The sequence below is a fragment of the Pseudomonas peradeniyensis genome (assembly GCF_014268935.2).
GTDB classification, from domain to species: domain Bacteria; phylum Pseudomonadota; class Gammaproteobacteria; order Pseudomonadales; family Pseudomonadaceae; genus Aquipseudomonas; species Aquipseudomonas peradeniyensis.
On record NZ_JABWRJ020000001.1, the window covers coordinates 1 to 11,368 of the forward strand.

9 protein-coding genes are annotated in these 11,368 nt (G+C 64.5%); 2 read left to right on the plus strand and 7 right to left on the minus strand.

All coding sequences use genetic code 11. From position 1 onward, the window contains the following. Positions 1-335 precede the first annotated feature (335 nt). From HU751_RS00005 to HU751_RS00030, 6 genes are all read right to left on the minus strand, one after another. Positions 336-803, minus strand: coding sequence for an SRPBCC family protein (locus tag HU751_RS00005; protein WP_186734120.1), 468 nt, complete (start codon positions 801-803; stop codon positions 336-338). 31 nt (positions 804-834) lie between these two features. Then, a complete protein-coding gene (locus HU751_RS00010; protein ID WP_186734121.1) occupies positions 835-4,266 on the minus strand; it encodes an amino acid adenylation domain-containing protein in 3,432 nt (1,143 codons plus the stop codon). Between the two features lie 10 nt (positions 4,267-4,276). Then, the gene (locus HU751_RS00015) at positions 4,277-5,206 is read right to left on the minus strand and encodes a diiron oxygenase (protein ID WP_186734122.1); all 930 of its coding nucleotides are present in this window, start codon (positions 5,204-5,206) and stop codon (positions 4,277-4,279) included. Then, positions 5,203-5,979: a DUF3050 domain-containing protein gene (locus tag HU751_RS00020; protein WP_186734123.1), complete on the minus strand. Its 777-nt coding sequence runs from the start codon at positions 5,977-5,979 to the stop codon at positions 5,203-5,205. The genes HU751_RS00015 and HU751_RS00020 overlap by 4 nt, the downstream gene beginning before the upstream one ends. A 601-nt stretch (positions 5,980-6,580) precedes the next feature. Beyond that, a complete protein-coding gene (locus tag HU751_RS00025; RefSeq protein ID WP_186734124.1) occupies positions 6,581-7,147 on the minus strand; it encodes a hypothetical protein in 567 nt (188 codons plus the stop codon). A gap of 78 nt (positions 7,148-7,225) precedes the next feature. Next, positions 7,226-7,918: a GntR family transcriptional regulator gene (locus HU751_RS00030; RefSeq protein ID WP_186734125.1), complete on the minus strand. Its 693-nt coding sequence runs from the start codon at positions 7,916-7,918 to the stop codon at positions 7,226-7,228. A gap of 271 nt (positions 7,919-8,189) precedes the next feature. On the opposite strand from HU751_RS00030, the gene lapG reads away from it, so the two are divergent. Both lapG and lapD read left to right on the plus strand, forming a co-directional pair. Continuing rightward, positions 8,190-8,891 (plus strand): cysteine protease LapG, encoded by a 702-nt coding sequence (gene lapG / locus HU751_RS00035; RefSeq protein WP_186734126.1) that lies wholly within the window; start codon positions 8,190-8,192, stop codon positions 8,889-8,891. A 10-nt stretch (positions 8,892-8,901) separates the two neighbouring features. Then, positions 8,902-10,848, plus strand: a complete 1,947-nt coding sequence (gene lapD, locus HU751_RS00040) for a cyclic di-GMP receptor LapD (protein WP_186734127.1) — start codon at positions 8,902-8,904, stop codon at positions 10,846-10,848. A gap of 59 nt (positions 10,849-10,907) precedes the next feature. On the opposite strand, the gene HU751_RS00045 is transcribed toward lapD, so the two are convergent. Next, entirely contained in the window at positions 10,908-11,249 is a 342-nt protein-coding gene (locus HU751_RS00045) for a tryptophan synthase subunit beta (RefSeq protein WP_186734161.1), read from the minus strand. Between the last annotated feature and the right edge of the window lie 119 nt (positions 11,250-11,368).

An 11,368-nucleotide genomic window follows, 5' to 3' on the forward strand; every position in this document is an offset into this window, starting at 1 on the left:
ATTCCAAAGCCCCTGATCGCGATGCGGTCGGGGGCTTTGTCTTTTCAGGGTATCAATGCGCGAGCTCCCTGGGCTGTCGTGAAGGGAACAGCATTCCCAGGCACAGCACGGCCCCCTGTGGGAGCGGCTTCAGCCGCGATCACCCGCGAAGCGGGTGCCAGACACCGAGTTGCTTGCATCGCGGCTAAAGCCGCTCCTACAGAGATCTCTTTTTGCCGTGCAACAGCACAGCCTGAAGGGCTATCCCCCGACCCCTGACATCCAAGACAAAAAAAGGCCGCTCCCAGTTGGGAGCGGCCTTTTTGCTATCGGGGCATACGCCCCTGCCAGTGATATCAGCTCAGCAGATTACGCACATTGCCCATCGCCTCATCGGCAAAGCCCTGCAGGAACGCCTGGAAGCCCGGCAGGGCCTCTGGACCACCCTCCCAGGGCTCGGCCTGGATGGTCCAGGTCGCACGGCTGCGGTTGGCATCGATCACCTGCACTTGCATGGCAGCCCACAGGTTGCCGATATTCAGGCTGGTGTAGATCAGGCTCCAGGTCATGTGCATGGCCTGCTCGTCACGGCTGTTCAACTGCTCGATCACCACGTTGCCATCCTTGAACAGCTTCTTGCGCACCGAGCGCACGCCAGTGCCGGTCATCTCGATATGCGCCAGTGCAGGGATGAACACCGGGAAACCGGCGAAGTTGCCGACGATGTTCCACACGCTGGCGGCCGGGGCGGCGATCTCGACGCTGGCAACCACCAGGCAGCCTTGCGGGTTGCGGATCAGGGTGTCGGGTTTGAGTGCTTGCATGGGATGTTGCTCCTGTTGTGGATAAAAGAGATCAGATAAAGCCGATGTCGGCCAGGTAGCGGCAGCCGCGGCTGAGCAGCGCCGGGTCCTTGCTCGGGTAACGGGCACCCATGCGCTGCACGCCGGCACGGGCGTTGTCGTGGGCGATGCCGGAGATGTCGCCTATGTCCTCCTCGAAGCCGTCCAGGTAGAAGCCCAGGACGTCGTACAGCGCGTTGTCGCGGTCGACCCTGGCCAACTGGCGCTGCCACTGCTCGACGCTGACCAGCTCGAAGGCGTGGCCCTGTGCATGGAACGACGCCAGGTAGTCACGCCAGCGCAGCGGTTCGGGGTTGTGCAGGTTGAACACGCATTGGCCAGCCTGGTGGCGGCTGCTATGGAAGGCGATGAAACGGGACAGGAAGTCCACCGGCATGAGGTCGAAGTCGATCTCCAGCCCCGGCACCTGGCCCAGTTGCAGCGAACCCTTGAGCATCAGCATCAGCCGGTTGCGTTGGGGCTGGCAGGCGCCCGTGCGGCTGTCGAAGGTGATGTTGCCGGGGCGGAACAGGTTGACCCACACGCCCTGCTCGCGGGCACGGCTGAGGATGCGCTCGCCGACCCATTTGCTCAGGTTGTAGCCATTGCGGATGTAGATCGGCGGGGTACTGGCTGGATCGCTTTCCAGCACGCGACCGTCGTTGTCCACCGCGCTGCACGCAGACAGGGTCGAGACGAAGTTGAAGATCTTCTTGCGCCGGCCTTCGCACAGCCGCAGGCACTCGAACAACGGCTCGATGTTGTCGGCGGCCAGCACCTCGTAGTCGAGTACATGGTTGACCTGCGCGGCGTTGTGCAGCAGGGCGCCATAATTGTTGTCCAGGTCGTCGTAATCGGCCTGGGACAAGCCCAGCAGCGGCTTGCGCAGGTCCGCCTCGAACACCCGTACACGGCTCAGGTCCAGGGCAATATGGTTGTCCCGCAGGGACTGGGCGAAGCGCTCCTCGGCGGACTGCCCACCGGCGCGGCGCACCAGGCAGGCGACTTCGGTGGCGCCCCATTCCAGCAGGGCTTCGACCAGGTGCACGCCAAGGAAGCTGTTGGCCCCGGTGACGATGACCTTGTGCACATCGCCCAGACGCTCCATCGGCAGCACCTGCAGGCCGAGATCGCGGTTGGCGTCCTGCTCCAGGCGCGCCAGGGAGGTCTGCAGCGCGTCATCGTTGCCGTCGAGCAGCGCGCCCAGGCGCTGCAGGGTCGGCTGCTCGATGAAACGGTTGATCGCCACACCCTGGCCGAAGTGTTCCCGGATCTCCAGCAACAGGCGCGACAGCAGGATCGAGTGCCCGCCCAGGTTGAAGAAGCTGTCGTCCATGGAGATGTCGGCTGGCGGCAGCTCCAGCAATTCGCTCCACAGCTGCAGCAGGCGCTTTTCGGTCTCGGTCGCCGGCGCGATGCGCGCGTTCGTTGGCAGGGTCAGTGGCCGCGCCGACAACGCTCGGCGGTCTACCTTGCCGTTGGCCGTATAGGGCATGTGCTCCAGCACCTGGTAGAACATCGGGCGCATGTAGTCGGGCAGGTGCCGTTCGGCATGATCGCGCAGCAAGGCTTGTGCATCGGCCCGCTGCGGATAGGCGAGGAAGGCCAGGATCCGGCGCTGTGCGTCGATCACCACCGCTACCTGGGCGAACAGGTGGCTGTCGCGCAGGCAGTGCTCGATCTCCTCGGGCTCGACCCGAAAGCCTCGGATCTTCACCTGGTTGTCACGCCGCCCGCACAGCTCGATACCCTGCGCGGTCCACTTGCCGATGTCGCCGGTGCGATAGGCACGCAGCGTGCGGCCGGCGGGCAGGTTCAACTCGACGAAGCGTTCAGCGGTCAATTCCGGCTTGTTCAGATACCCCAGGCCGACACCGGGCCCGGCGATATACAGCTCGCCCGGGGTCTGCTCCGCTACCGGTTGCAGTGCCTGGTCGAGTATCAGCACCTGGGTGTTGGCGATCGGCAGGCCCAGGTTGCGGTTGCTGTCGCCGCTGGTGAACACCCGGGTGGTGGCCAGCACGGTGGTTTCCGTCGGCCCGTAGATGTTGTGCATCCGGCACTGACCGGCCAGGCGGGCGATGACCTCCGGCTCACAGACGTCGCCGCCGGTGATCAGGTGGCGCAGGCCGAGGTGGAGATCGCGTGGCAGGATGCTCAGCAGGGCCGGTGGCAGGAACGCGTGGCTGACTTCCTGGCTGTGGATAAGTTGTACCAGTTGCTGCGGATCACGGCGCTGGTCTTCGCTGGGCAACACCAGTTCGGCACCGCAGGCGAAGGTCGGCAGGATGTCCAGCAGCGAGGCATCGAAGCCGATGGTAGAGAACTGTAGTACTCGGCTGTGTCCGTCCAAGGCCACATGCTCGCGGTACCAGGCCATGAAGTGCGCCAGGTTGCGCTGGCTGAGCAGCACGCCCTTGGGCTGGCCGGTGGTGCCGGAGGTGTAGATCGCCACGCAGGCCTGCTCGGCGTGGGCCTGGCGCAGCGCCAGGCCAGGCAACGCCATGCCCGGTGTCGTTGCGAGGCTGCGTACATCCACATGGGGGATATCCACAGGCACATGCCCGTCATGCAGCACGACGCAGGCACCGGCATCCTCAAGGATCGACTGGCGTCGTTCGGCCGGAGTGGCCGGGTCCAGCGGCAGGTAGATGGCTGCACAGCCCAGTACTGCCAGCAGGCTGGCATAAAGGTCGGGCGTCTTGTCCATGCACACGGCGACCACCGGCGGCTGTTCACTGGACTCGGGCAGTAACGGCGCCAGGGCCTGCTGGATGGCGACGGTGCGGGCATGCAACTGGCGATAGCTTGAGCGCTGGCCAGCGTGGTTCAGGGCGGAGCATTCGGCATGCAGGCGCAGGCTGTGCTCCAGTGTTTCGACCAGGCCCGTTTCGGCCTTCTCCAGCAGGTCGGCGCGCAGCGTGCGGTTGAACGGGTGGCGGTAGGCCAGTGCTTCCAGCCAGTCCAGGCCATGCTCGCGCTCCTGGTCGCCGGGGCTTACTGCGGGCGCTTCCTGCAAATATGCAGGATTGCGGGCAAAGCGGGTGACCTGCAGGGCCAGTTGATCACACAAGGCCTGCAGGGTGTCTTCACGCAACTGCTGGCCGTTGCCGGAGCTTGGCGCTTGGATCGCAGCTCGCTGGATCAGCCGCTGGGCGCTGGCACTGCCGCACCAGCACAGGGCTTCGAGTTGCGGCAGGGGCTCGGCGAAGCTGGCGCCCAGGCGCAGCCTGAGCAGCGGCGTGTCACCCAGGGGCTGCCAGTCGCTGCTGCCCAGGGCCAGGCTGCCATCTTCCACCACCAGGTCCGGCCGGGCCGACAGCTGCTGGCACAAGGTCTGCGCGCTGTCGGCGGTGGCCGAGCCATGGCCGTGCTCGTGGAGCAGGCGGGCGAATGCCTCCAGGGTGGGGCTGTTGCCCACCAGGAGTATGTCGAGGCGTCTCATGTCCAGGTCCTCAGGGCAGGTAATCGCGCAGGGCGTCTTGCACGCAGGGCGACTCGAGCATCGAGCTGCTGCGGAAGAAACGCAGGATGTTGCCCAGCAACGGATGCTGGTGATTGATCGGGTAGGCCAGGCCTTGTGCTTCCTCGCGCAGGGCCTGGCGCACCGTTTCGTTCACCGGCAAGGCGGCGATCAGGGCGCAGTCGAAAGCCTGCTGGATGTCGCTGGTCAGGTACTGGCGCAGGAACAGCGGCAGTACCTTGGCGATCGCCTGTCGATCCGCTTGCGGCGCGGTGTGCCAGTAGATGCGCGTCAGCCGCGCCCAGAAGCTGGAATGACGGCCTTCGTCCAGCAGGTGATCGGCCATCAGTCCCTTCACCGAGGGCTTGACCGAGTCGTCCTTGGCAAAGGCCGCGACATCGTCGGTCAGGGTGTTCTCGGCGATGCCCACGCAGATCAGCTCCAGCGCATCGCGCAGGCCCTCGGGCACCTGGTCCAGCACGGCCGGGATGGCGCGGCTGAGTTCGATCTCCTGGGGCAGGGCGATCGGCTCGATGCCGGTCAGGGCGATGGTCTGCTGCAGGAAGTCCATTGCCACCAGGGCGTGATAGTCCTCGTCCACCACCACGGTCATCGCGTCGTAGCGGCAGGCGAACGGGAAGCGCACGGCAAAGCGGTCCTTGGCGATGCGCCGGGCGGTGCGGTCGACGATCTCGGTCTCGAAGATCACCACATCGTTGATGAACTTGTAGAGGCTTTGCACCAGCACGAAATCACGCAGCTGCGGACACTCGCGCTGGAACGTCGCGCCGAGCACCAGGGGCTGGCGGCTCAGGGGGTAGATCAGTCGCTGGTCATCCTCCACCAGGCGCCGGGGTCGGGTGCGGATGGTCGCCCGAGCCTCCCAGGCTTCGGCAAAGGAGCGGTACTCGAGGGCATTCATGGGGTGACCTCGGCGACAGGCGTCTGCAGCGAGGCTCGCAGGCGGTCCCACAGCGCCATGCGACTGTCCACCGCGGCGATGGCGGCCACGTAGACGTCTTCCTGGCGCAGCGGGTCGTGATCGACCAGGCGAGCCAGCAACTGTTCGGCGGCAGGCCCGTGGTCCTCGGAGTCCACCTCGATGTGGCGTTGCAGGTAGTAACGGAAGGTCGGCGCCTGCTCGGTGCCGATGCCCCACTCGTCGAGGATCTGCTGGAACATCGCCGGGATCACGCTTTCCCGGCCGTGCAGGAAGGCGGCCGCAACCCGGTGGGCCGGTGCGTCGAGGGCCACCTCGAGGGTGTCGCGGACGAATTGCTGGGCGGCTTCACTGGCACCGCAGCGTTGCAGGGCATCGATGGCCGTGGTGCCTTGCTGTTGCAGGCTGATGAAGCGATCGATGGCCTGGGTGCTGGCACCGACCTCGCGCATGGCATCAAGGTACAGTTCGAAGTGGCTGTAGTGGCCGTGGTCGAGGCGGTCATCCGATTCTTCGCCCAATACGATCTCGTTGATCAGGCGTGCCGCAGCCGGATCCGTCGGTGGTAGCCAGGGCAGGCTGACGCAGGTCAGCTCCTGCTGCAGGCGCTTGGTCAGCGACATGAAGTCCCAGACTGCGAAAACATGGGTTTCCATGAATCGACGCAATGTCTGCAGCGAGTCGATCTCGGAAAAGAGTGGGTGCAGGGAAAGTTCATGTTTCTTGTCGGAAAGTGTGCGCTTCAATGTGCTCATGATGAGGTCCGTTATGGATGGCATTCAGGGATGGAGTTGCTCTGCACATTGTTCGTTATATAAATTCCAGGCGAAGGGGTGCCTCGAATGAAATTTCGACATCGAACAACGGGTAGAGGCCGGCAGGGCTTGTCTGGCAAGGCGTCCACGGTGATGCCTGGCCGCCCTTGGCTGGCGCTATAAAAGTTAGAACAACTTCAAAGTTTGCCGCAATTGTTTTTTTGATTATTTTACGCTCAGGCTTTTCTTGAAATATAAGTGCCCGAATAAAACTTTGGGTAAGTTTTATTTTGGCAATATGTGCTCCTTCCGATAAATAACGATCAGAAAAATAGACACAGAGTGAATGCCTCACTCGGAGCACTGATGAACGGAGATGGGAGAGTGACTATTGGAGGGCGGCTGATCGCGTGCGGTCCTTGCCCCGGTGCCAGATTCCTTCTGCAGGTGAATGAGGAGGCAGGCGGCCAGGTCCACGTCTGATGATCAGCGGCCGCTGCGGGGAGTAGAGTGTGCTCAAAATGCTGGCACTGCCATGGCCGGCAGCAGGCAGGCCAGAGGAAAAATCCGCTTGCTCAGCGCCAGGAGGGCAGGGGAAGGGTCAGTAGCTGAGCAGCCCGAGGTGGCTGTTGAAGATGCGTACCAGACGCTGGTTGAGCATCGAGGCATCGACCGATGGCAGCGGCAACTCGATCAGCTCAAGCTCCCGACGCACCAGGTTGTGCCAGCCGAGCATCGCCGCCAGGGAGCCTGGCGGGTAGAGCACAGTCATCGGTACGTGCAATGGAAGGTTGCTGGTACTGAACTGCGGGCTGTCACAGCTTGAAACAAACAAGTGACGGGTCTGCCCCGGACAAGCCTCTTGCACCTGCTGGATCAGGGCCAGCGCGATGTGCGCGCCCAGCCCCTGGGCGAACAGGGCGTGGGGCTGTACGAGATAGGGCTGCAGCTGTTCGCGCAGGGCCTGGGTCAGGCGCCCGGTCACGGGCAGCGCGGCGGACTGTTCCAGGTCGGCAATGCTCGGGACATCGACCGCGACCAGTTCGATGGGGTCGCTGAGGGTCCTGGCCCAGGTGCGGTACTGGGCAAGTTGCTGCCGGGTGCTGGCCAGGCAGATCAGGCGGATCCTGGACGGCTGGTCGGGCGTGGTTTCCTGTCGCGTCTGCACGTGCACTGCCGTTCCTTGTGGCGGATCGTGTCTGCGCAGCGACGCGGTCGCTGAGGTCGGCTGCGCGGTTGAGCAGGATCAGTTGCCCGATTGCCTGTCGAGGTAGCTCCTGATGGTGCGCGCGGCATGGTTCAGGTGCTCTTCCAGGAGCTCGATGGCTTCGTCTACCAGCTTGTCGCTGGCGGCGTCGACCAGGGCGATGTGGTCGTCCTGGGTGAGCTTGCCCAGCCCCATCGAGGACAGGTGGAAGCGCAGGAAGCGCTCTTCCTCGTTGAGCTCGATCTCGATCATGCGCAGCAGTTTCTGGTTCTGCGCCTTGCTGTAGAGGGCCATGTGAAACAGTCGGTTAAGCCGGCCGATTTCGGCGTGGCGGGTCTCGCTTTCGAGCTGGCGGATATACGCCCTGGCCAGGGCGATGTCGTCGGCATCGAGCAAGGGGATCGACTGGCGCAGCGCCTCGGTCTCGAGCAGCACGCGCAGAGCGTAGGTGTCGACGGCATCCTCGCCGATCAGTGGCGCCACCACGGCGCCTTTGTGCATTACCACCTGCAGCAGGGACTGCGCCTCGAGCTGACGCAGCGCCTCGCGCACTGGCATGCGGCTGACGCCGAACAGGGTCGCCAGCTCCTGCTGGCGCACGGCGGTGCCCGGTGGCAGGCGGCCGTCGAGGATGGCACTGCGCAGGCGCTCTTCGATGACACCGCGGGCCAGGTGCGGCGGTACCTGCTCGCTGCCCAGCACGGTGCTCAGGAGTTTGGGTTTCTCAGCCACGCGGGGTTCGCCTCGGCAACATGAAAATTGGATCCAATAACCCTAGTGAGGGAAGGGGGCGCTTGTCAAACGGATTGATCAAGCGTGCGCGCCATGGCGCACTCACGAAACGCGGCTATCGTGAAGCAAGTTGCCGGCATTGGGAAGATGGCCAAGGTCGCCAGCCCTTGTACGAAGCGGGTTTGCCGACAGTTGGCAGCAAGGGCACCCGGTGCCATTGTCTTTTCCCGCGTCAGCCCGCACCATCGCTGCTTTCGACTGATCTGAACGGGTGTCCGCAGTGGCGATACCTTGGCCCCTCAATGCAACCGCACGCCGGCTCGGCCTTGCCGTGCTGCTCGGCTGCCTGTGGCTGGGCGCTACCCAGGCGGATTGGGACTTCTCGCAGATCAGCCGCCGTGCGCAGGCATTGTATGGCCCGCTGGGGCCGGGGCAGGGGCGCATCGATGCCTGGCAGAACCTGCTGGCGGCACAGAAGCAGGGCAGCGAGCTGGAGCAGTTGCAGGTGGTCAACCTGTTCTTCAACAAGCAGTTGCGCTACGTAGAGGACATCGACCTGTGGCACGAGGTCGACTACTGGGCCACGCCGGTGCAGTCGCTGATCAAGGGCGCGGGCGACTGCGAGGACTATGCCATTGCCAAGTACTTCAGCCTGCGGCGCATGGGCATCCCAGCGGAAAAGCTGCGCATCACCTACGTCAAGGCCCTGCGCCAGAACCGTGCGCACATGGTCCTGACCTATTATTCAAGCCCACAGGCCCAGCCTCTGGTGCTCGACAGCCTGATGGACGCGATCAAGCCGGCCAGCCAGCGCACCGACCTGCTGCCGGTGTATGCCTTCAACGGTGAAGGCCTGTGGCTGACCGGCGCTGGCGGCAACAAGAAGGTCGGCGACACCAAGCGCCTGTCGCGGTGGCAGGACTTGCTGAAGAAAATGCAGGCCGAAGGGTTCCCGGCCGAACCGGTTTACTGAAGGAGCACAGATGTCACTGTTCAAACAATTGCTGCTAGCCATTTGCCTGTTCCTGGTGGTCGCCTTCAGTGGCAGCTTCATGGTCAGCCTGGAGAGCTCGCGCAGCCAGTACGTCAACCAGCTGCGCTCCCATGCCCAGGATGCGGCGACCGCGCTGGCGCTGTCGCTGACACCGAACATCGACGATCCGGCGATGGTCGAGCTGATGGTCAGCTCGATCTTCGACAGTGGCTACTATTCGAGCATCAAGGTCATCGACCTGGACTCCAATGCCGTGCTGGTCGAGCGCCATGCCGAGCCCGACGCAGGGAGCGTGCCGGGCTGGTTCATCCAGCTGATCGGCCTGGACCCGGCCGGTGGCGACGCCATCGTCAGCCGCGGCTGGCAGCAGGCGGCGCGGGTCGAGGTGATCAGCCATCCGATGTTCGCCCTGGCCAAGCTCTGGCAGAGCGCCCTGGGCAGCCTGGGCTGGCTGTTGCTGTGCGGCGCGGCGAGCGCGGTGCTTGGGGCGCTGCTGCTGCGTCGTCAGCTGCGGCCGCTCGACTACATGGTGGCGCAGTCCCATGCCATTGCCCGCCGCGAGTTTCTCAGTCTGCCGGAGTTGCCGCGCACGCCCGAACTGCGTCGGGTGGTGCAGGCAATGAACCAGATGGTCGAGAAACTCAAGGCGCTGTTCACCGAGCAGGCCGAGCGCAGCGAGAAGCTGCGTGCCGAGTCGTACCAGGACAGCCTTACCGGGCTGGCCAACCGTCGATACTTCGAAATGCAGCTCAACGCCCGGGTCAGCAATCTGGAGGAGGCCCGTGCTGGCTACCTGCTGTTGCTGCGGGTCCAGGACCTGGCGGGCCTGAACGCGCGCCTGGGTGGCCAGCGCACCGACCAGTTGCTGCAGGCGGTGGGCGAGCAGTTGCGCCGCACCTGCGCGAACTTCCCCGAGACCAACGACCTGATCACCCGCAGCCGTGGCGGCGAGTTCGCGGTGCTGGCGCCGGGCATGGTGCATGACGAGGCGATCCAGTTGGCCCAGGCCCTGGAGACCACCTTGCATAGCCTGCACGAGACCGGCGCCAGTGATGTCGACCCAGTGGCCTGCATTGGCCTGGCGCCCTACAGCCCCGGGGATGCCCCGCAAGCGCTGCTCAAGCTTGCCGACGAGGCCCTGGCCCGTGCCGAGAGCCAGCCCGCGCCGGGCTGGGTGTGCCTGGAGCAGGGCGCCGCGGGCCAGGCCGCCGATAGCCACCATGCCTGGCACACGCGCTTGGACCAGGCGTTGGACAAGGGGCAGTTCGAGCTGTTCTTCCAGCCCGTCGTGGATGCCAGGGCGCCAGAACGGGTGCTGCACTACAAGGTCATCTCGCGCCTGCACGACGAGCAGGGCGAAGCCCTGGCGGCCGGCCGCTTCCTGCCGTGGCTGGAGCGCTTCGGCTGGATGGCGCGGCTGGACCTGCTGGTGCTGGAGAAGGTACTCAGGCACTTGCAGGGGCATGGCGAGGCGCTGGCGCTGAACCTGTCGGCCGCGACCCTGGCCGACCCCAAGGCGCTGCAGCGGGTCTACGAGCTGCTGGGGCAGCATGGCGCGCTGGGACGACGGTTGACCTTCGAGATCGGCGAGGAGCAGTTGCCCGAGCAATCGGTGCTGGAGCAACTGACCCGACGCCTGCGCGCCCTGGGCTTCAGCCTGGCACTGCAGCGTTTCGGCGGGCGCTTCAGCATGATCGGCAACCTCGCCCACCTGGGCCTGGCCTACCTGAAGATCGACGGTGGCTATATCCGCAATATCGACCAGGAGCGGCACAAGCGCCTGTTCATCGAGGCCATCCAGCGGGCGGCGCACAGCATCGATCTGCCGTTGATCGCCGAGCGGGTGGAGACCGAAGGGGAACTGAAGGTACTACGGGAGATGGGTGTGCAGGGGATTCAGGGGCAATTGGTAGGTGGGCCGGCACCCTGGCGTTGAGTTGAACCCTGTGGGAACGGGTGAACCCGCTCCCACAGGCGCAAACATTGGCCGCGTGATCAGATCAACCCGCCGTTCTCATCTTCTTCGATCAGGTTGTTCAGGCCGCCTAGCGCCTCACGTGCGCTGGCGCGACTGAGCAGCTTGGCCTGGGCGCCGGGCGGCAGGTCGGTGATGCTGAACACGCCCTTGGCGGTCAGTACCTCGATCAGGTCCTCCAGTACCCGGATCATGTCCAGGTCGCTCTGCTTGAGCTGCTTGAGGCTGTTCTCCACCACGTCGTCGGCGAACCATGCCTGGATCTCGACATGGTCGGACGGCAACATCTCGTTGAAGCCGGAGAACTCGGCGGCCTCTACCCGCTGCAACTGACCTCGGTCGTCGCGTTGCACGTAGTACATGGCGTGATCCCTCGTCACGGTGAATCCTTCTTGGTAGTCAGCAGCATAGGCAAAGTTCACCGGGCATGTAAGCCCGGTGCACGAGTATGCGCGTGAAGGGATGGCTGGAAAAGCCCGCG

Excerpts from the sequence above, each read along its gene's own strand:
- lapD (WP_186734127.1), top strand. The coding sequence starts at position 8,902 with ATGTCACTGTTCAAACAATTGCTGCTAGCCATTTGCCTGTTCCTGGTG.
- HU751_RS00020 (WP_186734123.1), bottom strand. The coding sequence starts at position 5,979 with ATGAGCACATTGAAGCGCACACTTTCCGACAAGAAACATGAACTTTCC.
- HU751_RS00015 (WP_186734122.1), bottom strand. The coding sequence starts at position 5,206 with ATGAATGCCCTCGAGTACCGCTCCTTTGCCGAAGCCTGGGAGGCTCGG.
- HU751_RS00045 (WP_186734161.1), bottom strand. The coding sequence starts at position 11,249 with ATGTACTACGTGCAACGCGACGACCGAGGTCAGTTGCAGCGGGTAGAG.
- HU751_RS00005 (WP_186734120.1), bottom strand. The coding sequence starts at position 803 with ATGCAAGCACTCAAACCCGACACCCTGATCCGCAACCCGCAAGGCTGC.
- HU751_RS00010 (WP_186734121.1), bottom strand. The coding sequence starts at position 4,266 with ATGAGACGCCTCGACATACTCCTGGTGGGCAACAGCCCCACCCTGGAG.